Below are 19,980 nucleotides of genomic sequence, written 5' to 3'. Positions count from 1 at the left end.
GGCCGCTTTCAGGTCCTAATGCGTCCGTCGAACCTGGGTTTCGACGCGCTCCGAAGGACAGGACCGTCCTCGGACATATCTCCGGCAGAGGCGCCGGGCGTCGGCGGATCGGAGCGCGCTCAGCGCCGCCGCGCGCTCCTCAGTCCGAAGCAGTTTCCGGAGATCGCCAGATGGAACCCGAACCGGGCGCAGGCTGCCTGTCCGCCCATGAGATCCGCGACGAGCCTTACTACCGGGCGGTCGGCGACGAGGTCGACATGTTCGCCGCGGCCTATGCCTGCCGGCTGCCGGTCATGCTCAAAGGTCCGACCGGCTGCGGAAAGACGCGCTTCGTCGAGCACATGGCCTGGCGGCTCGGCCGGCCGCTGGTCACGGTCGCCGCGCATGAGGACCTGACGGCCGCCGACCTCGCGGGCCGCTATCTGCTCGCGCCCGAAGGCACCGTCTGGCATGACGGGCCGCTCACCTTGGCGGTGCGGGAGGGCGCGATCTGCTATCTCGACGAGATCGTCGAGGCGCGCCAGGACACCACCGTCGTCATCCATCCGCTCACCGACGCGCGACGGGCGCTGCCGCTGGAGAAGAAGGGCGAGCTCGTCCAGGCCCACCGGGACTTCCAGCTCACCATCTCCTACAATCCCGGCTACCAGAGCGCGGTGAAGGATCTCAAGGAGTCCACCAAGCAGCGCTTTGTCGCGATCGAGTTCGGCTACCCCGAGCCTGCCGTCGAGGCCGAGATCGTGGCGCGCGAGGCCGACGTCGCGTCCGAGATCGGCAGGGCGCTGGTCGAGGTCGGCCTGCGCTCGCGCAACCTCCGCGGCCACGGCCTCGCCGAGGGCGCCTCGACCCGGATGCTGATCCACGCCGCGAAGCTGCTGCGCGCGGGCGCCGGGCTCGACGCCGCGGTCCGCGCCGCCGTCCTGCTCCCGATCACCGACGAGCCCGACATCCGCGAGGCGCTCGGCGCAGCGATCGCGGCGGGCCTGCCGGAGGGCGTCCGGCTGCAATGAGCGTCGGGACGCTCGCTCCGCCCGCTCCGGCCGCGACCGCGCGGTCGAGCCTGACGCGCCTGCTGTCGGGGCGCGCCGACGTCGGCCCGGCGCTCGCGCGGACGCTCGATCGTCTCGACGGCTGCTGGGGCGGCGCCGAGGTCGAGGCCTGGGCCGACGGCGCGATGAGCCTCGTCCACGCCAACGCCGGCGGCCGATGCCTTCAGGCGTTCTGCCGGCTCAGCGAAGCCGAAGGGCGCCGGCAGTCGGCGACGGCGCTCGCGGCGGACGCGCGCGGCGCGGCGGAGATCGCGCGGCGGGCGGGCTCGCGGGCCGCGCTCGCGACGCTCGAGGCGTGGCCCGCCGCGGCGCTTCGCCTGCCCCAGGCTTGCGATCGCGCGCGGTGGTGGGCGGGCCTTGCGCGTCTGGCGCGCGTCGCGCCGGATTGCGTGGACTTGCTCGCGCCTCGCACGACGATCGCGCTGGGGTCGCTGGATGGCGAGGGCTTCGAAAACTTCGTCGCGGCGGGGCTGAAGGCGGCGGGCGCGGACAAGGCGCGGCTGCGCTACTTCTTCTCGCTCACCGATCCGCAAGCGCGCCGGCTGCTCGAGCGCGCCGGCGGGTCGCTCGGCTTTCACGACGTCGAACGGGGCCTGAAGCTCTACGGCCGGGCCCTCTGGGGAGAGGCTCCGCGCCTCGTCGCGCTCGACGGCGTCGGCGCCGCTCCGGCGCCCCAGCGGGTCTCGATCGTCGGAGATCTGGTCCGCCTGCCGCATGTCTACCGTGGCGTGCCGGCCCAAGAGTCTCAGGCGCTGTACCGGGCGGCGCTCGCCCATGCCCAGGCGCACCTGGCCTTCAGCCGGCGCCAGCCGGTCGGCCGACTGAAGCCCCTCCAGATCGCGCTCATCGGCCTCGTCGAGGACGCCCGCGTCGAGGCGCTCGCGCTCCGCCGTTTCCCCGGTCTTCGCGGGCTGTGGGCGCCCTGGCACGTCGCCCGGCCCGGCGACGCGATGACCGCGGCGCTGCTGATGGCGCGCCTCGCCCGCGGCCTGTTCGACGCCGGCTACGAAGACCCCGACGGCTTCGTCGCCAAAGGCCGCCTTCTGTTCGCCGAAGCCTCCGACCGGCTCGACGATCCCCTGCTCGCGCGGGCGATCGGAGGCCTGCTCGGCAACGACCTCGGCCAGATGCGCCTCAGATTCGACGCCAAGGGCTATGCGACCGAGCCCCTCTACCGCGACGACAATCTCGGCCTGTGGGATTTCGACGAGCCGCCGGACCAGGAGGCTGAAGAGATCGAGCAGGCGGTCGACGCCGCCCGCCCGACGCCCGAGGACTCCGACGACGGCAAGGACTCCGACGAGGCGCCGGAGGAGGATCCCGGCCGCGCTCGCGAAGTCGAAGCCGACGACCGCGGCCGCGCGATCGCGACCTATCCCGAATGGGACCGCGCGGCCGGCGCCGAGCGCGCCGCCTGGACCACCGTCCGCGACGCCCCCGCCGCTCTGGGCGACGGACGGGCGCTGTCCGAGGCGCTCGACCGCCTCGGCGGCTTCCGCGAGCGCGTCGCCCGTCTCGTGCGCGGCGCCCGCGTCGGCCGGGCCGCGCGGCTGAAGCGCCAGCCGGAAGGCTTCGACCTCGACCTCGACGCGGCCGTCGACGCCGCGATCGCGCTCCGGACGGGCGACCTGCCCGACGACCGCATCCACCGCGCCTCCGGCCGGCGCGCCCGCGACGTCGCGACCGTGGTTCTTGTCGATGTCTCCGAATCCACCCGCGACCGCGTCGGCGGCTCATCCGTTCTGGAGATCGAGAAGCTCGCGGTCGCAGCGCTTGCCTCCGCGATGGACGCCGTCGGCGACGTCTTCGCCATCCGCGCCTTCGCCTCCTGCGGCCGCGACGACGTGCGGATGATCCGGGTCAAGGATTTCTCGGACCGGGCCGACGCCTCCGCGATGGCGCGGCTCGCCGGATTGGCGCCGGGTCTCTCGACGCGTCTCGGGGCCGCGCTCCGCCATGTCGGCGCCGAGCTCGAGCCGGTCCGGTCGCACCGCAAGCTCGTCCTTGTCCTGACCGACGGCGAGCCGTCCGACATCGACGTGTCCGACCCGCTCGACCTCGTCGAAGACGCCCGGCGCGCCGCGCTGGCGCTCAGGCGGCGCGGGATCGACGTGTTCGGCGTCACGCTCGGGCCTGCGGCGTCGAGCGCCGTGTTCGGCCGCGCCAACACGATGCCCGCGCGCCGGCTCGAGGATCTGCCGGGCCGCCTGTCCGAACTGTACTTCCGGCTCGCCCGGCTCTGAGCCCGACCGGATCGCTTTGAAGCGGAGGATCCTCGACCGTCATCCCGGACTTGTCCCGGGATCCATTCTCGCGCCGACGTCATCATTGAAGACACAGCGGAAATGGGTTCCGGGACGAGCCCAGAACGACGGCGGCCCAAGAGGCTAAGCGATCCCGGACGATGTGATCCTGCTCTGAACCGGCTGGTGAGAGCGGCTACTTTCGCCGGCGGGCGGGCGAAAATCCCAGCATCGCCTCGACGCCCAGCGTGAAGATGGTCTCGACGCCCGCCGTGATCCGGCCGCCATTGGCGGCGATCAGGCGCACGCCGAGGCCCGCGCCGTTCGGCAGCGGGCTCGCGCCGGCCCGGCAGCCGACGCCGTCGAGCGCCCGCTCGATCGCGCCCGGCTCCGGCAGACGGTCGGCCGGGCCAAGCAGCAGCGCCGAGCCATAGGCGCCGCCGCCGGGACCGAGCAGGGCGCGCGACCCCACGATCTCCCGCCCGTCGACGGTCGCGCGGTCGAGCACAAGCGTCCGGCCGTCAGGCCCGCGCACGCTCACATCCGAGGTCAGCGCGCCGAACGGCCGATCCAGTCCTTCGAAGTCGTGCCAGGCGACGCCGTCGGCGAGGATCGCGAGCGCGCCGGCGGCGAGGCGGACCGAGGTCTCCACCGTCAGCTCCGCGCCCGGAAACAGGATGAGCGGGTCGAGCGTCAGCGCGCAGAAGGCGCCGTCGCCGACCTCGATCCCGGTCGTCTGCCGCGCCCGCGCGGCGCCCGTGTCGTGCACCACGGTCGCGGCCTGGCTGGTGACGTGGGCCGCGGCGCCCGCGCGCACCACGAGCGAGAGGTCCAGCTGGTCGCCGCGATAGATCCCTCCGGAGGCCGACTGGAGATAGAGCGTCGCGAGATCCGGCCGTTCGCGGTCGAGCGCGAAGGGGCGGGTTATGTGAAACGGATAGGGCGCGATCTGGCGCATCAGCGTCGAGCGCCCGCCGCCCTTGGCGAAGACGAGCTCGGCGCGGCGGAACCGGCCGGCGGCGACGTCGCCCGCGGCGTAGTCGGCGGGCTTCATGCGCTGAACAGGACGGCGCGCCCGATCATGTCGGCGACCGCCGCGACGCCCTCTCCGCCGCGGGCGTTGGTCGCGATCACCGGTCTGTCGCCGCGGACCGCGCGCGCCTCGCCGAGCATCGCCTCGAGGTCGACGCCGACATGCGGCGCGAGGTCGACCTTGTTCACGACCAGCAGGTCGCACTTGATCACGCCCGGCCCCTTCTTGCGCGGAATGTCGCCCCCGCCCGCGACGTCGATCACGAAGATCCACCAGTCCACGAGGTCGAGCGAGAAGGTCGAGGCGAGATTGTCGCCGCCGGACTCGAAGATCACGAGTTCGAGGCCGGGGAAGCTCGCCTCGAGATCGTCGCCGGCGGTCATGTTGAGGGTGGGATCTTCCCGGATGACGGTGTGGGGGCAGGCGCCGGCCTCGACGGCCAGCACGCGCTCCGGCTCGATCAGCCCGGAACGGCGGAGGCGCTCGGCGTCCTCCTTCGTCACGAGGTCGTTGGTGACGACCGCGAGATCGACGCCGCGGCCGCGCAGCAGCGGGATGAGCGCCTCGATGAGCGCCGTCTTGCCCGAGCCGACGGGGCCGCCGACGCCGACGCGGGCGGCGGTGACGTTCGGAGCGCGGCCCGCGGTCTCAGCGGAGATGTCGAGCATCTGGGATCACCGCAGCATGTAGCGCCGCGCAAGCGGCAGTTCGGTCGACGGCTCGCAGGTGGCGAGCTCGCCGTCCACGAAGACGTCGAAGGTCTGCGGGTCGACGCGGATGTTGGGACAGGCGTCGTTGTGCAGCATGTCCGACTTCTTGAGCGCCCGCGTGCCGCTCGCCGGCAGCAGTCGCTTCGAGACGCCGAGCTCCTCGCCGAGCCCGCGCGAGATCGCGAGCGGGTGGACGAAGCAGGCCGACAGCGCCGGCGCGGCCTTGCCGAAGGCGCCCCATTGCGGGCGCAGCATCATAGGCTCGCAGGTCATCAGCGAGGCTGCGCTGTCGCCCATGGCGCCCCAGGCGATGAAGCCGCCCTTGACGACGAGCTCCGGCTTGATCCCGAAGAAGGCCGGCCGCCAGATGATGACGTCGGCCATCTTGCCGTCCTCCAGCGAGCCGACATGGTCGGCGATCCCGAAGGTCTTCGCGGCGTTGATGGTGTATTTCGCGATGTAGCGCTTGATGCGCGCGTTGTCGCCGAAGCCCGGCTTCTCCTCCGGCAGCGCGCCGCGCTGGTCCTTCATCTTGGAGGCGAGCTGCCACGTCCGGCAGATCACCTCGTGGATGCGGCCCATCCCCTGGCTGTCGGAGCCGAGCATCGAGATCGCGCCGATGTCGTGCAGAACGTCCTCCGCCGCGATCGTCTGCGCGCGGATGCGGCTCTCGGCGAAGGCCACGTCCTCTGGGATCGCCGGGTTGAGGTGGTGGCAGGTCATGGTCATGTCGAGATGTTCGTCGAACGTGTTGACCGTGTAGGGATTGGTCGGGTTCGTCGACGACGGCAGGCAATAGGCCTCGCCGGCCACCCGGATGATGTCCGGCGCATGGCCCCCGCCGGCGCCTTCCGTGTGGTACATGTGGATGGTCCGCCCGGCGATGGCGGCCAGCGTGTCCTCGAGGAATCCGCTCTCGTTCAACGTGTCGGTGTGCAGTTGCACTTGATAGTCGAGCTCGTCGGCCGAGCGCAGGCAGGCGTCGATCGTCGCCGGCATCGCGCCCCAGTCCTCATGGATCTTCAGCCCGCAGCACCCGGTCTCGAGCTGCTCCTTGAGCGAGCCGGGAATGTGGCTGTTGCCGCGCCCGAGGAAGCCGAAATTCATCGGCCAGGCTTCGGAGGCCTGCAGCATCTTGCCGGTGTTGAACGGGCCGCCGGAGTCGATGCCGACCGTGATCGGCCCGAGCGAGCCGCCGAGCATGGTGGTGAGCCCGCTCGCGAGCGCGTGCTCGACGAGGCCGGCGGAGTCGAAATGCACGTGGACGTCGATCCCGCCCGCGGTCGCGATCAGCCCCTCGCAGTCGCGCACGGTGGTGCCAGCGCCCACGATCAGCCGGGGGTCGACGCCGTCCATGATGGCGGGATTTCCGGCCTTGCCGATCCCGACGATCTTGCCGTCCTTGATGCCGATGTCGCCCTTCACGACGCCCAGCACGGCGTCGATCACGGTCGCGTTGCAGAGCAGGAAGTCGAGCGCGCCGTCGGCGTTGGTGACGCCGGCCGCGAGGCCGAGGCCGTCGCGCAGCGTCTTGCCGCCGCCGTGCAGGCACTCGTCGCCGTAGACGGCATAGTCCTTCTCGACCACCGCGACGAGCGAGGTGTCGCCAAGGCGGACCCCGTCGCCGACCGTCGGGCCGTAATGGGCGGCGTAGTCCTTGCGGGAGATGCTGACCATGGGATCCTCAGGCGCCGCGGAAGCCGGCCGCGCGGGCCTTGGCGAGCGCGGCGTCTTTGGCCGCGGGCGTGGTGGTGTCGCCGTCCGACAGGCCGTTCAGCCCGCCGACGAAGCGCTTGCCCCCGAAGGGTGTGAGCGTCACGTCCTTGCTCTGGCCGGGCTCAAAACGCACCGCGGTGCCCGCCGGAATGTCGAGCCGCATGCCGAAGGCCACGGCGCGGTCGAAGGCCATCGCCCTGTTGACCTCGAAGAAATGGAAGTGCGAGCCGATCTGCACCGGCCGGTCGCCGGTGTTCGTCGCGGTGAGGCAGACGCGCGGGCGGCCGTCATTGAGCTCGATCTCGCCGTCCAGCGCCAGCGTCTCGCCGGGCCGGAGGGGATCGGCGTCGGATCCCTCCGCCGGACGGATCGGCTCATGGACGGTGACGAGCTTGGTGCCGTCCGGGAACATGCATTCGACCTGAAGGATGGTGACCATCGCCGGCACGCCCGGCATGACGTCGTCGCCGGTCAGCACCGTCGCGCCGAAGCCGATCAGATCAGCGACCGAGCGGCCGTCGCGCGCGCCTTCCAGGATTTCGTCGGTGATGAGGGCGACCGCCTCGGGGTGGTTGAGCTTCAGGCCGCGGGCGCGCCGCTTCCGCGCCAGCTCCGCGGCGGTGAAGATGGTCAGGCGTTCGAGTTCGGTCGGCGTCAGCAGCATGTGGCTCTCGGTCGGCGTCTAGTTCGAAAACAGGCGGAGCTCGCCGCGGGCGTGGCGCGAGGCGGCGATGTCGAGCCGCGGCGCGAAGCTTTCGATCCGGTCCGGCGGGTGCGAGGAGGCGATTTCGGCGACAAGCGGCAAAAGGCGACGCACCGTCGCTTGCGCGGCCACCGCGCCGATCACGCCGAGGCGCACCGCGGCGGTCGTGAACCCTGACACGACCATATAGCCGGACGCCAGCACGGCCCCTGCGGCGTCGAGCCCCGCGCCGCGCCAGACCACGCCTTGCGTGACGGCGAGATGGCCGAGGCCTTCGCCCGCCCGCACCCGCGCTTGCCAGGCGGCGGCGCCGGGCGTCCCGATCCGGACATGGGCTGCGAGCAGGCCGGCGCCGTTTCGGCGGGAGCCCGAGCGGAAGGGCTCGCTCAGCGTGGCCGCCTCGACCTCGCGATCGATCTCCACGACGGCGTCGAGGTCGTCGGCCCGCTCGAAGGCGCGGCCGAGCGCCACGCGGTCGGCCGTCGCCCAGCGCCGGCGCAGCGTCGCCGCGACGACCGCTTCGAGCTCCGTGGACGTCAGCCCGCCTTCGGCCGCAAGCCCTTCGAGTCCGTTCGAAAAGGCAAAACCGCCGCTGGGAAAGGCCGCGTCCGCCTGCCACATCGCCAGCAGCTGGCCGATCACGCCGCGAGGCCCTCCGAGACGATCGAGCTCTTGATCGCCCGGCCGGAGAACAGCCCGTCGAGCCGCGCGTAATAGGCGTCCGCCGGCCCCTCCAGCGCGACGAGGAGGCTCTCGCCTTCGAACCGCACGCGCCAATGCAGGTTTCCGGCGTGGTAGCCGAGCTCGACGGCGTCGGCGATCGAGCGCGGCTCCAGCCGCAGCCAGCGCTCGACCTCCGCGCGCACCACGATGGCGCGGGTCTCGTCGATCGCAAGCACGGCGCCGTCGAACAGCTTCTGGTCGCGCGGCAGGGCGATCGCGAGCTCCTCGCCGCCGGCCGTCGTGATCCTGAGGCGCCGGCGCGCCATGTCCGCGCTCGCGATGGTCACCTCGTCGACGGCGTCGCGATGCTCGAGACGATGGATGCGCTCATGCAGATCAGGTGCGGCGCGGTCCCCGACGATGTGGTCGATGTGCAGCATGCCAGTCAGGTTCCTGGGAGGGCGCGTCGCGGGCGGTCGTCTCGTTCCGCCCGCGACGCGGCCGGTCAGCGGTGGGTGGTCGCCGTGGTGGGCAGCCCCTCGATCGGGCACTCGTCGACCCCGACCGTCGGCCGCGTCATCGCCTCCACCATCTCGCGCGTGCCTTCAGGGTCGGCGATCCAGCGCTTGTAGAAGTCGTAGGGGCAGGCGGCTTCGCCCTTGTCGCCGTCGCCGGAGTTGATCATGCCGGTGTAGCCGCGGTGGAGCAACTTGAAGAGGTGGTTGTTCGACTGGCCGTTGCGGCGATGATCGCGGATCAGCGACATCGAAAGCTGGGCGTAGTTGACGCCGTTCTCCTCCGTGCCGCATTCGCCGAGGGTCCGGCCGTCGAAGCCGACGATCGCGGAGTGGCCGAAATACGAGTACACGCCGTCGAAGCCGGTGGCGTTGGCGACCGCGACATAGGTGTTGTTCGCCCAGGCCATCGCCTTCGCCATGACGATCTGCTGCTCCTTAGCCGGGTACATGTAGCCCTGGCAGCGGACGATCAGCTCGGCCCCGCGCATCGCGCAGTCGCGCCAGATCTCGGGGTAATTGCCGTCGTCGCAGATGATCAGGCTGACCTTCAGGCCCTTGGGGCCGTCCGAGACGTAGGTGCAGTTGCCGGGATACCAGCCCTCGATCGGCACCCACGGCATGATCTTGCGGTACTTCTGGACGATCTCGCCCTGGTCGTTCATCAGGATCAGCGTGTTGTAGGGCGCCTTGTTGGGGTGCTCCTCGTGCCGTTCGCCTGTGAGCGAGAACACCCCCCAGGTCTTCGCCTTACGGCAGGCGTCGGCGAAGATTTCCGTCTCCTCGCCGGGGATCGCGGAGGCGGTGTCGTACATCTCCTTGGAGTCGTACATGATGCCGTGGGTCGAGTATTCCGGGAAGATCACGAGATCCATGCCGGGAAAGCCGGACTTCATGCCGACGACCATGTCGGCGATTTTCTTAGCGTTCTCCAGCACCTCGGCCTTGGTGTGGAGCCGCGGCATCTTGTAGTTCACGACGGCGACGCCGACCGTGTCGTTGCTCGAACCGATATCACCGTGAATCATGCCCGTGTCTCCTTATGGCCCATCGAGCGTTCCACGACGCCCTGTCGGCGGGACGCGCGCGCCCATGCGCTGGCCAGCGCAAAGAACGCCTCGCAGCAGCACATGCTGGCGCAGTAAATCGTCAGATCAGATCGCGCTCTTCGCGGCGCGCGGGGAAGCACTCAGGTGTGTTTCACCGTCGCCGCGTGCGACATTCTCTGCCGCGCGCAGTCTAAAACAAAAAAAGCCCGCCAAATCCCGGTAAGGGATCTGTCGGGCTACATCGCCACGCCGGATCGACAGCGTCGTGATCCAGCTTCGCCGCCGAGCCGCTGCATCGCAACCAAGCAACGACGTGAGCTAAGCATCATCCGGACGGAAGTTCAATAGGTCGTTGGCGCGGATGATCGCCGTCGCCATCTCCTCCATCGACACGCGCTTGGCCATCGCCTGCTTCCGGATCGACTGGAAGGCCTCTTCCTCCGTCGCGCTCTGGGACGCCATGAGGATCGCCTTGGCTTTCTGGATCTGCTGGATGCCGTTCAGCTTCCGCTCAAGTTTGCGCACCCGGCGCGCCTGCTCTCTGCGCTCGAGCCAGAGGCTGCGGGCGAGCGCGATCTGGGTCAGCAGTCCGAACGGCTTGACCGGGCGCTCGATCACGGCGAGCACATCGCTTTCGAGGACCAAAGCGAGGGCGGACGGGCTCTCATAGCCCACGATCGCGATCAGCGTGGGCGAGGTCTCGGTGCGGGATTTCACGAGCTTCTGCAGCGCGTCGCGGTCCTCCTGCTCCATCGCGAGCAGCACGAGATCCACGTTCTCCGCGAAGCTCGCCGGGATTGGCCATGTGGTCTCGACGAAGCAGCCGATGCGCTTGAGCTGCTCGACGAGCTGCTTGCCCTCCGCGTCGTTCGGGTGAATCGCCTGGACGCGCAGGCCCTTGATGTCCCGCAGGATCTGGATCGCCATCGCCCGCGCGCCGTCAGCGCCCGCTCGACAGCGACGGCTCGACGAAGTCCGCCGACCAGTCGTCGAGGCTCTGCGAGACGCAATACGGGTCGGGCTTCACGCGCACGCCGGGGTTCCAGACGATCTGGAACGCGCCCTTGGCGTCGAGCCGCGCGACGCGCGGCCACAGATAGGTGTGATGGTTGTCGGCGTCGACGCGGACCCGGCCCTGGGGCGCGTCGAACTCGATCTCCATGATCTCCGCCAGCACCCGCCGCGGGTCGTCGGAGCCCGCGCGCTCGAGGGCGGCGGCGGCGAGATAGATCTGGAAATAGGCGGCTTCCGCCGCCGACGGGATCGGCGCGTCCGCGCCGAAGCGGAGCCGGTAGGAGGAGGTGAATTTGCGGGCCGCGGGAGTGCCCAGCGTCGAAAAGAACGTGGCCGCCGAAATATGGCCCTCCGCGACCCCTTCGCGCATCTCGGCGACGTCGGCCTCGGAGGTGGTCAGGCTCGCGATCGGCATGGTCGAGGGCGAGAACCCGGCGTCGGCGTAGGCCTCGTAGAACGGCGCGGTGGCCTGCCCGACGATCGTCGAGAAGATGGCGTCCGGACTGAACTTGCGGATGCGCTTCACGACGTGGCTGAGGTCATCAGCGCCCGCGGTGAGAGGAATGTACAGCTCCTCCACCACCTTGCCGCGCGACTGGACCACGAAGTCGCTCATGATCCTGTTGGTCTCGTAGGGGTAGATGTAGTTGGAGCCGATGAACAGGAAGCGCTGTCCATGGCGCGCCAGAAGATATTTCGCGAGCTGGAACGCGTTCTGGTTCAGGGTCGCGCCGGTGTAGATCGCCTGGGCGGAGTATTCGAAACCCTCATAGAAGGTCGGGTAGAACAGCAGCCCGCGGAACGAGTCGATCACGGGGAGGACCGCCTTCCGCACGCTCGACATGTAGCAGCCGAAGACGAGCTTGACCCCGTCGGCGCCGATCATCTGCTCGGCCAGCGCTCGGGACTGCTTCGGATCGGAGGCGGCGTCATAGACGACCGGCCTGATTTCACGCCCCAGCACCCCTCCGGCCGCGTTGATCTCGTCGATGGCGAGCAAAGTCGCGTTCAGCTGCGCGCGTTCGATGTTCGCGGTCGCGCCGGTCGTGGAGAACAGCACGCCGATCCGCCAGGGCTCCGTAGCCAACGTCAACTCCGGTTGGTCGTTCATGTGATCGGCCGATGTCACGATGGCCGCCGCGATCTCCATACCGCAATTCCCCCGGGTCCACAGCGTGACGCAAACGACAGGCCGGCATGCGCGGTCAGATGGAGAGGTCGAGGGGGCACGCGTCCTGCTCCCTGTTGCGCGGCGACCCCGGCGTCGTTCATTAGTCGGCGCGGCCGAAGACGGGCCGCCTCCCAGCCCGCATCGGACGACATGAGCACCAGCGCATTCCTGCCGCGACCTGATGCGGCGATAGGCAGCTTTCGCCGCCTTTTCGATCGCTTCGCCGCCTGCGGCGCCACGCCGGCGGGCGGCGTCGACCGCCAGTGCGGGACGCCGGCGGACGGCGAGGCCCGCAACGTCTTTGCGTCCGCCCTGCGCGGCGCGGGCGCCGAAGCGCTGACGGACGCGGTCGGAAACCAGTTCGGGATCTTCCGGCTCTCGGACGTCGCGGACGCGCCGCTCGTGATGATGGGCTCGCATCTCGACAGCCAGCCCCTGGGCGGTCGCTTCGACGGCGCGCTCGGCGTCGCGGCGGCGGCGGCTGTGGGCGAAACGCTTCTTGCGGCGAAGCGCGCCGGCGCCCGGTTCGACGCCGACTTCTGCGCCGTGAACTGGACCAACGAGGAAGGCGCGCGATTTCGGCCGAGCCTGCTCGGCAGCGGGACTTACGTCGGCGCGCACGACGCGGCCTTCGCGCTGTCCCGGGCGGACGACGACGGGGTGACCTTGCGCGAGGCGCTCGGGGCGATCGGCGCCATAGGCGCGAACGTCCCGCCGCCGAAGCCCGCAAGCTATCTCGAGCTGCACGTCGAACAGGGCACGGTTCTTGAAGAGGCGGGGGCGACGATCGGGATCGTCACGCGCAACTGGGGAGCCGCCAAGATCGACGTCACGTATCAGGGCGAACAGGCCCACACCGGACCTTGCCCCATGCCGCGCCGCCGCGACGCGCTGCTCGCGGCGGCCTATCTCATCACTGACGCGCGCGAGATCGCCGACCGCTGGCCAGGCGTGGTCCACACCTCGGTCGGTCGGATCATCGTCGCGCCGAATTCGCCGAACGTGGTGCCGTCCGAGGTCCGGCTCTCGCTCGAGATCCGCTCCGCGGACGACGGAGTGCTGGCCGAGGCCGGCGCGCTCGGAGAAGAGGCGGTCGCGCGGGCGGCGGAGCGCGCGAACGTGGTCGTGGGGTCCGCGACCCGAAACGTCCGCCCGATCCGCGCCCTCACGCCGGCCGTCGCCGACCTCGTCGAGCTGTGCGCGTGCGACGCCGGGCTGGCGAGCCTGCGCATGGACACCGTCGCGGGACACGACGCGCTGAGCCTGCTCGGAATCTGCCCGATCGGGCTTGTCTTCGTCCCCAGCATCGACGGCGTCGCGCACAGCGAGGGCGAAAACACCTCCGACGCGGATATCGAGGCCGGCTTCGCGACGTGTCTCGACGCCGCGTCACGCCTCTGCCGGGCGGGGGGCTCGCCGGAGCGCGTACTGACGGAGAGCCGCGCATGACGCCGTTCGGCGTGGCGGCGACCCCCTTCGACCGCAGGATCGAGGACGCGATCCGCCGCGTCCCCGGGCTCGCCGGGAAGGTGGCGCGCTACGGGCTGGCGGCGCCGGCCGTGGCGTCGCCGGTGCATCGCGCGGTTGCGTCGGACTGCGTCCGACTGGAGCTTAACGACGGCGGCGCCGTGTTCCTCAAGATCCGCCACGAGGATTGCGCGGCGGACGTGACCCCCTGGGCCGGGGAGGCGGCCCGCAAGGCGGCGGAGGCAGGCGTCGGCCCGGACGTTCTGTTCGAAGGCGAGGGTCTGCTCGGCCTCGCCTTCCTGCCCGAGCGCTGGCGATACGGCCGGGCCGGCGACCTGCAGGACCTTTCCGTCCTCGCTCCCGCGATGGAGGCGAAGCGGCGGCTGCATGACGGGCCGCCGCTCGGCCGTCGTTTCAGCCCGTTCGAGCGGGTCGTGGCGCTCGCCGCCGAAGCAGAGACGGCCGGCGCGCCGCTTCCCGACGACACGGGACGGCTGGTGGCCGAGTGCGCCCTCATCGGAGCGGCGATCGAAGCGGCCGGCTACGATCTGAGCTTCTGTCACAATGACGGCGTCGCCTCGAACGTGATGGTCGGCGGGCAGGGCGTTCGTCTCGTCGACTTCGATCTCGCGGGCGACAACGATCCCTGGTTCGACGTCGGCGCGCTCATCAACGAGGCGTGCGCCTTCGAGGCGGACCGCTGCGCGGCGCTGGAGCTGTACGCCGGCCGGGCCGAGGAGCGCATCCTCAACCGATGCCGGCTCTACGGCGCCGTCGACGACGTGATGTGGGGCCTGTGGGGCGTGACCCGCGCCGTCACCTCGGCGCGCACGGGCGTCGAGTTCTACAAATACGGCACATGGCGGCTGCTGCACGCCCGCACGACGATGGGCGATCGCGGCTTCGAAGCGTGGCTGCGCCGCCTGTGACGGACAAGCGTATGAGAGGACTTCGACCGAGATGACGTCCGCGATGTCCTGGAAGCGGCCCGGCGAGGCGCAGAGCGCGGGCGAGCGCGATCTCGAGGCGATCCTCAAGCAGGTGGAGCGCTGGCGGGGCGCGCCGCTGCGCTATCGCCCGGTGTCGGGCGGGATCAGCAACGCCAACTGGTGCGTCGCGGCGGGCGAGGCCGGCGACTACTTCCTGAAGGTGCCGGGGCGCGGCACCGAGATGTTCATCGAGCGCGGGGCTGCGAACGACGCCAGCCGCAAGGCCCACGCCTGCGGCTTCGGCGTCGAAGTGGTCGATTTCCTGCCGGACGTCGGCGTCGAAATCTTCGCCTTCGTGGAAGGCTACCGCGCGTCGTCGAACCTCGACTTCCTGCGTCCGAAGGTGAGGCGCAACGCGGTGCTCGCGCTCAGGGCCTTCAACGATTCCGAGCCGCTGGGGCTCACTAAGACGATCTTCGACATGATTGAGGAGCATGTGAGCCAAGTCGCCCAGGTCGGGGGCCGGCTGCCGGCGGACCAGGCGTTTCTGATGCGCCGGTTCGGGGAGGCCAAGGCCGCGCTCGCCGCGTCGGGCCTCGATCTCGTCCCCTGCATGAACGACACGCTCGCTGGCAACTTCATGATCGACGAGGCCGACCGCGTCCTGCTCGTCGACTTCGAATACGCCTCCAACAACGAGCGCGTCTGCGAGATCGCGCTGTGGTTCGACGAGATGGCGTTTCCCGAGACCGTCGAACGCGAGATGATCGAGACCTATTTCGGCGTCTGGACGCCCCAGATCGACGCCCGGATCAAGGTGCTCAAGGCGTTGGCCGACCTCAAATGGGCGACCTGGGCGATGATCCAGGAGGCCGTCTCGACGCTCGACTTCGATTACTACAAATACGGCGCGTGGAAGCACATGCGCGCCCGCACGCTGTTCCATCACCCGGACTGGCCGGCCTGGCTGAGGCGGCTCTGACCGCCTGAAGACGCAGGCTGGCCGTCTCGCTCGGAAGGTGGCGGACCGCTCGCCGCGGCGGTCGCCAGGACGAGACCGTCCGGAACAAAATGGCCCCGGTCTCCTTTGTCTGGTGCAGGCTCCGGAAGGGCGGAGCCGCACATGTCATGGGAGCAAGCCATGCCTGCGAAATCGCAAGCTCAGCAGAAGGCTGCGGGCGCCGCGCTCGCGGCCAAGCGCGGGGACCAGAAGAAAAGCGACCTGAAGGGTGCATCGAAGTCCATGGTGGAGTCGATGAGCGAGAAGGAGCTCGAGGCGATGGCGTCCTCGAAACGCAAGGGCAAGCCGGAGCACGCCGCAAAGCGCTGACCGTCGTCCGCGCCGCTTCGCGCGCGGCCGACCGGGCAGGCTGGATCGCTGACGTCCTCCGTCGGGTGACCCTCGCGGACGGCGCGCTATAAGCTTGCGCGTGAGCGTGCTCTGCCGGCGCGCCTCGTCGCAGAGCGGATCTCGCATGGCCTCAGGCGCACATCCCTTCTACTCCGCGCATCGGCACGGCTTCGTGCGGGTCGCCGTGGCGACGCCGCGCGTCGCCGTCGGCGATCCCCGGCGGAACGCCGACGCGGCGATCGAGCTTGCGGAGCGCGCGGCCGGCGAGCACGCCGACCTCCTGATCTTCCCGGAGCTCAATCTCTCGGGATACGCGATCGACGACCTGCATCTGCAGGAGGCGCTTCTGGACGAGGTCGAGCGCGCGGTGGCGGCGGTCGCGGACCGCAGCCGGACGCTCGCGACGGCGCTGCTCGTGGGCGCTCCCCTGCGGCGGAACGGCCGGCTCTACAATTGCGCGGTCGCGGTCGCGCGCGGCAGGGTGCTGGGGGTCGTGCCCAAGACGTTCCTGCCGAACTACCGGGAATATTACGAGAAGCGGTGGTTCGCGTCGGGCGCCGGGCTGTGCGGGCTCGACATCGCGATCGCCGGCCAGACGGCGCCGTTCGGGACGGACCTGCTGTTCGCTTCCGCCGACCTGTCCGACTTCACATTCCACGTGGAGATCTGCGAGGACTATTGGTCCCCGACCCCGCCATCGACGCTCGGGGCGCTCGCCGGCGCGCTGATCCTCTGCAACCTCTCGGCGTCCAACATCACCGTGGGGAAGGCCGACGACCGGTCGCTGCTGTCGGCCTCGCAGTCGATGCGCTGTGTCGCGGCCTACGCCTATTCGGCCGCCGGCTCAGGCGAAAGCACGACCGACCTCGCCTGGGACGGGCAGGGTTCGATCCACGAGCTCGGCGAGACGCTCGCCCAGTCCAAACGCTTCTCGCGCGAGCCGCAGATCATCGTCGCCGACGTCGACGTCGAGCGGCTGCGGCTTGAGCGGATGCGCTTCGGCACGTTCAACGACGCGGCCGCCTTGGCCGGGCACCCCGAAACGACGTTCCGCACGGTGAGATTCGCGCTGGAGCCGAGCTTTGGCGACATCGGCCTCAGGCGACCGCTCCGCCGCTTCCCTTACGTGCCGGACACGCCGGCCCGGCTCGACCAGGACTGCTACGAGACATTCAACATCCAGGTCGAGGGGCTCGTCCGCCGGTTCGAGGCGACCTCCGGCTCGAGCATGGTCATCGGCGTCTCCGGGGGGCTGGATTCGACGCAGGCGCTGATCGTCGCGGCCAAGGCCTGCGATCTGCTCGGCCTGCCGCGCTCCGCCATTCTCGGGTTCACGATGCCGGGCTTCGCGACCGGCGAGGAGACCCGCGGCAACGCGTGGAAGCTCATGCGCGCGCTCGGCGTCACGGCCGAGGAGATCGACATACGCCCGGCGGCGCGGCAGATGCTCGCCGACATGGGCCACCCCTTCGCGCGCGGCGAGAAGGTCTACGACATCGCCTTCGAGAACGTGCAGGCGGGCCTTCGCACCGATTATCTGTTCCGGCTCGCCAACCAGCGCGGCGGCTTTGTGGTGGGAACCGGCGACCTTTCGGAGCTCGCGCTCGGCTGGTGCACCTATGGCGTCGGCGACCAGATGAGCCACTACGCCGTCAATGCGGGACTGGCGAAGACGCTGATCCAGTATCTGATCCGCTGGACCGTCGCGTCGCGCCAGTTCGAGGCGGACGCCTGCGCGGTGCTGAACGCGATCCTCGAAACCGAGATTTCGCCGGAGCTGGTGCCGCCGGACGAGGGCGGCGCCATCCAGAGCACGCAGTCGAAGATCGGCCCTTACGAACTGCACGACTTCTTCCTGTTCCACACGCTGCGCTACGGCCTGCCGCCGTCCAAGATCGCCTTCCTCGCCTGGCGCGCCTGGCGCGACGCGTCGGCCGGCGCCTGGCCCGCCGGCTTTCCGGAGGCGGGAAAGAACGCCTATGACCTCGCGACAATCGCGCATTGGCTGGAGGCGTTCCTGCGGCGGTTCTTCCAGACGAGCCAGTTCAAGCGGAGCGCGATTCCGAACGGGCCGAAGATCTCCTCCGGCGGCGCGCTGTCGCCGCGCGGCGACTGGCGCGCGCCCTCGGACGGCGTCGCCGACGCCTGGCTCGCGGAGTTGCGGGAGGCGCTGCCGCCGGAGGCGTCAGGCCGCGGCTGACCGCTGCGGCCAGGCCCTGAGAAGGCTCTCCGCGTCGGTGAAGACGACCTGCTGGCTGAACCGGCCGGCGTAGAGCTTCAGCAGCGCGTCGTGGGTCTCGTCGGACGAGCTGCACAGCGCGTCCTTGGGCAGGACGACGAAATAGCCAAGGTCGACCGCGGACAGGACGGCGGCCAGCACGCAGACGTCCGTCTCCGCGCCGGTGATGACGAGCGTGTCGGCCTTTCGCTCCTGCAGCCTCCGGCCAAGATCCGTGCCTGAGAAGGGCGAGAAGGCCGGCTTGTCCAGCGTCTCCGCCGGTGGGGCGAGGCGCCGGAGAGGCTCGACCAGCTCGATCAGATCCGGGTCCATCCGCTCGGTCGTGAACGACCTCCACCGCTCGAAATACGCCCTCCAGCCCACCCCGGCCGCCTCATCAGGGCTTGCGGGCGGTATGAAGCGGGTGAAAATCGTGTCCGCCGCATGCCGCTCTGCGATCTCCGTCACGACAGGCAGCACGCGCTCCATCCAGGGAGTCCGCCATTCGGTCTCCTCGGCGAACATTTTTTGCATGTCGACGCACAGATGAACCATGCGTCGGGGGGTGAGATCGAGACCGGGCATAGGGAAAGTCCGAAGCTGCGACGCCTGCTATCTAGGAAGCTTCTTCGGGGCCGAGATGTTCCCCGCGAACCCGTCCGTCTTTCGGCCGCGGCGGCGCCGGCGCCGACGATGTGACCCGAGGATGTCGGGCTTTCGACGGACAGGGAGCCCCCGCGCCCTAGGATATTTTCGGGCGCGCTGAGGAAGGCGAATCCCGAATGACGCTTGGTCTCACATCCTTCGAAGTCGACGCCGGGCTGCGGATGCTCGCCGCGGCGGCCTGCGGTCTGGCGCTCGGTTTCAACCGGGACCTCAAGAACAAACCGACGGGAATGCGGACGCTCGCGCTCGTGTCTCTCGGCGCCTGTCTGGTCTCATTGGCCGGACTTCAGCACGAGCCGCTTCGGACGGAGCCTGACGCCATGAGCCGCGTCGTGCAGGGCGTGCTGCAGGGCGTCATGACCGGAGTGGGCTTCATCGGCGCGGGCGTGGTGCTGAAGCTGGAGGACGAGCGCCGCGTCCGAGGATTGACCACCGCGGCCACGGTGTGGGCGACCGCGTCCCTCGGAATCGCCTGCGGTTTGGCGAGCTGGCCGTTGATCTTCTTCGGAGCCGTGCTGACCCTGCTCATCCTGGTGCTGCCGCGGCGGGTGGCGCGCGCGCTCCACAAGGACTTCGGCGAAGACGACGGGTGAAGCCCGCCTCATCTCACGCGTCGACATGCCGTGCGCGGCGCGCGGCCGCGCAGCGTTTCCCTAGCTCGGACGCGCAGTCGGACTCTTCGGCTTGTCCCCGGTGACGGGCCGGCTGGGCGACGAGTGGTCGTCCGGCTTGCGCGTCGCGTCATGATCGCCGGCGGGATTCGCGCCATGCGCTCCATCGTTGTGCGAGTCGCCCTGCGAGGGCGCCATCGCGCCTTTGGCGTCATTCTTGACCTTGGACTTGGACGGAGAGGTCATGCAGGGAGCGCCTTTGATCGAGATGAGGCGACGCGTCCGCGGAGGGCGCGACGCTGGAGGCCAGCCGGGCCCTCCCGCGCCGGCCCCCCTTTCGTAGGAGAATGGAAACTCAGGCGGCCTTGCGCTGAGCCTGCTGCTCCATCCAGGAGCGATGCCGGCGTTCGTCCTCGAGGGCCTTGGCGAAGAAGGCCTTCGACTTCGGGATCGCGTCGTCGTGACGGGTCGCGCGCTCATAGGCGGTGACCGTATCGTCCTCGTTGGTCTTCATCGCTTTGAGGATGGCGGAATCGCCGCCGACCATGTCGGCGAACGCGACTTTTCCGGTCGTCAGCATCTTCTTCATGTCGCCGCCGGTCGGCGCATCGATGTTCAGCTCCCGCGCGATCTCCTGAAGCACCGACAGGTGCTGCGCGTGATCCGCACGGAACTCGGACACCTGGCGCTTCGCCTGCGGGTCGTCGAGGCGCCCTATCGCGGAGTCGTAGGCGGCGATCGCGTCATGTTCGAGATAGATCAGATCCGTCACGAGCGATTCGATCGAGCCTTCCGTTCCAACGGTCGTGGCCATGTTCTCCTCCTGTGTTGAGCCGTCGTCGGCGTCAAATGCAAAAGGGCGGAGAAGGCTT

Annotated in this window: 20 protein-coding genes; 8 read left to right on the top strand and 12 right to left on the bottom strand. The window is 69.8% G+C overall.

Annotated elements, in window-relative coordinates; all coding sequences use genetic code 11:
* The first annotated feature begins 170 nt into the window (after positions 1 to 170).
* Both ACO2RJ_RS18145 and ACO2RJ_RS18140 read left to right on the top strand, forming a co-directional pair.
* On the top strand, positions 171 to 1,010 hold the full coding sequence (locus ACO2RJ_RS18145; RefSeq protein ID WP_423269540.1) for a CbbQ/NirQ/NorQ/GpvN family protein: 840 nt from the start codon (positions 171 to 173) through the stop codon (positions 1,008 to 1,010).
* Positions 1,007 to 3,292: a nitric oxide reductase activation protein NorD gene (locus ACO2RJ_RS18140; protein ID WP_423269539.1), complete on the top strand. Its 2,286-nt coding sequence runs from the start codon at positions 1,007 to 1,009 to the stop codon at positions 3,290 to 3,292. Before ACO2RJ_RS18145 ends, ACO2RJ_RS18140 begins: the two co-directional genes overlap by 4 nt.
* A gap of 196 nt (positions 3,293 to 3,488) precedes the next feature.
* On the opposite strand, the gene ACO2RJ_RS18135 is transcribed toward ACO2RJ_RS18140, so the two are convergent.
* From ACO2RJ_RS18135 to ACO2RJ_RS18095, 9 genes are all read right to left on the bottom strand, one after another.
* Entirely contained in the window at positions 3,489 to 4,346 is an 858-nt protein-coding gene (locus ACO2RJ_RS18135) for an urease accessory protein UreD (RefSeq protein WP_423269538.1), read from the bottom strand.
* Positions 4,343 to 4,993, bottom strand: a complete 651-nt coding sequence (ureG, locus tag ACO2RJ_RS18130; protein ID WP_423269537.1) for an urease accessory protein UreG — start codon at positions 4,991 to 4,993, stop codon at positions 4,343 to 4,345. Before ureG ends, ACO2RJ_RS18135 begins: the two co-directional genes overlap by 4 nt.
* Before the next feature lie 6 nt (positions 4,994 to 4,999).
* Positions 5,000 to 6,712, bottom strand: a complete 1,713-nt coding sequence (gene ureC / locus ACO2RJ_RS18125) for an urease subunit alpha (protein ID WP_423269536.1) — start codon at positions 6,710 to 6,712, stop codon at positions 5,000 to 5,002.
* 7 nt (positions 6,713 to 6,719) lie between these two features.
* The gene (locus ACO2RJ_RS18120; RefSeq protein ID WP_423269535.1) at positions 6,720 to 7,415 is read right to left on the bottom strand and encodes an urease subunit gamma; all 696 of its coding nucleotides are present in this window, start codon (positions 7,413 to 7,415) and stop codon (positions 6,720 to 6,722) included.
* Between the two features lie 18 nt (positions 7,416 to 7,433).
* A complete protein-coding gene (locus ACO2RJ_RS18115) occupies positions 7,434 to 8,096 on the bottom strand; it encodes an urease accessory protein UreF (RefSeq protein ID WP_423269534.1) in 663 nt (220 codons plus the stop codon).
* Entirely contained in the window at positions 8,093 to 8,557 is a 465-nt protein-coding gene (ureE, locus tag ACO2RJ_RS18110) for an urease accessory protein UreE (protein ID WP_423269533.1), read from the bottom strand. The genes ACO2RJ_RS18115 and ureE overlap by 4 nt, the downstream gene beginning before the upstream one ends.
* Before the next feature lie 65 nt (positions 8,558 to 8,622).
* Positions 8,623 to 9,660 (bottom strand): aliphatic amidase, encoded by a 1,038-nt coding sequence (locus ACO2RJ_RS18105; protein WP_423269532.1) that lies wholly within the window; start codon positions 9,658 to 9,660, stop codon positions 8,623 to 8,625.
* A 339-nt stretch (positions 9,661 to 9,999) separates the two neighbouring features.
* Positions 10,000 to 10,608, bottom strand: a complete 609-nt coding sequence (locus ACO2RJ_RS18100; RefSeq protein WP_423269531.1) for an ANTAR domain-containing response regulator — start codon at positions 10,606 to 10,608, stop codon at positions 10,000 to 10,002.
* A gap of 13 nt (positions 10,609 to 10,621) precedes the next feature.
* On the bottom strand, positions 10,622 to 11,806 hold the full coding sequence (locus ACO2RJ_RS18095) for a transporter substrate-binding domain-containing protein (protein ID WP_423269530.1): 1,185 nt from the start codon (positions 11,804 to 11,806) through the stop codon (positions 10,622 to 10,624).
* A 210-nt stretch (positions 11,807 to 12,016) separates the two neighbouring features.
* Here ACO2RJ_RS18095 and ACO2RJ_RS18090 point away from each other — a divergent pair, with 210 nt between their 5' ends.
* The 5 genes from ACO2RJ_RS18090 (at position 12,017) to ACO2RJ_RS18070 (ending at position 17,813) form a co-directional block, all read left to right on the top strand.
* Positions 12,017 to 13,315 carry an allantoate amidohydrolase gene (locus tag ACO2RJ_RS18090; RefSeq protein ID WP_423269529.1) on the top strand — a complete coding sequence of 433 codons (1,299 nt, stop codon included), beginning with the start codon at positions 12,017 to 12,019 and terminating at the stop codon, positions 13,313 to 13,315.
* Entirely contained in the window at positions 13,312 to 14,262 is a 951-nt protein-coding gene (locus ACO2RJ_RS18085) for a phosphotransferase (RefSeq protein ID WP_423269528.1), read from the top strand. Before ACO2RJ_RS18090 ends, ACO2RJ_RS18085 begins: the two co-directional genes overlap by 4 nt.
* 31 nt (positions 14,263 to 14,293) lie before the next feature.
* Positions 14,294 to 15,244, top strand: coding sequence for a phosphotransferase (locus ACO2RJ_RS18080; RefSeq protein WP_423269527.1), 951 nt, complete (start codon positions 14,294 to 14,296; stop codon positions 15,242 to 15,244).
* Positions 15,245 to 15,403: 159 nt separating this feature from the next.
* A complete protein-coding gene (locus ACO2RJ_RS18075; protein WP_423269526.1) occupies positions 15,404 to 15,592 on the top strand; it encodes a DUF3008 family protein in 189 nt (62 codons plus the stop codon).
* Between the two features lie 145 nt (positions 15,593 to 15,737).
* Positions 15,738 to 17,813 carry an NAD(+) synthase gene (locus ACO2RJ_RS18070; protein WP_423269525.1) on the top strand — a complete coding sequence of 692 codons (2,076 nt, stop codon included), beginning with the start codon at positions 15,738 to 15,740 and terminating at the stop codon, positions 17,811 to 17,813.
* Here ACO2RJ_RS18070 and ACO2RJ_RS18065 read toward each other — a convergent pair.
* Positions 17,799 to 18,416, bottom strand: coding sequence for an isochorismatase family cysteine hydrolase (locus tag ACO2RJ_RS18065; RefSeq protein WP_423269524.1), 618 nt, complete (start codon positions 18,414 to 18,416; stop codon positions 17,799 to 17,801). The genes ACO2RJ_RS18070 and ACO2RJ_RS18065 overlap by 15 nt on opposite strands.
* Positions 18,417 to 18,613: 197 nt before the next feature.
* On the opposite strand from ACO2RJ_RS18065, the gene ACO2RJ_RS18060 reads away from it, so the two are divergent.
* Complete coding sequence (locus tag ACO2RJ_RS18060) at positions 18,614 to 19,090, top strand: MgtC/SapB family protein (protein ID WP_423269523.1); 477 nt, start codon at positions 18,614 to 18,616, stop codon at positions 19,088 to 19,090.
* Between the two features lie 60 nt (positions 19,091 to 19,150).
* On the opposite strand, the gene ACO2RJ_RS18055 is transcribed toward ACO2RJ_RS18060, so the two are convergent.
* Both ACO2RJ_RS18055 and ACO2RJ_RS18050 read right to left on the bottom strand, forming a co-directional pair.
* Positions 19,151 to 19,354, bottom strand: a complete 204-nt coding sequence (locus tag ACO2RJ_RS18055; protein WP_423269522.1) for a hypothetical protein — start codon at positions 19,352 to 19,354, stop codon at positions 19,151 to 19,153.
* Between the two features lie 109 nt (positions 19,355 to 19,463).
* Positions 19,464 to 19,922 carry a DUF2383 domain-containing protein gene (locus ACO2RJ_RS18050; RefSeq protein ID WP_423269521.1) on the bottom strand — a complete coding sequence of 153 codons (459 nt, stop codon included), beginning with the start codon at positions 19,920 to 19,922 and terminating at the stop codon, positions 19,464 to 19,466.
* Positions 19,923 to 19,980 lie beyond the last annotated feature (58 nt).

Origin of the sequence: Hansschlegelia sp. KR7-227 (genome assembly GCF_049446035.1) — a bacterium.
Lineage (GTDB): Bacteria > Pseudomonadota > Alphaproteobacteria > Rhizobiales > Methylopilaceae > Methylopila.
The sequence above is the reverse complement of the archived record's forward strand: the minus strand, read 5'-3'. Positions and strand labels throughout refer to the sequence as shown.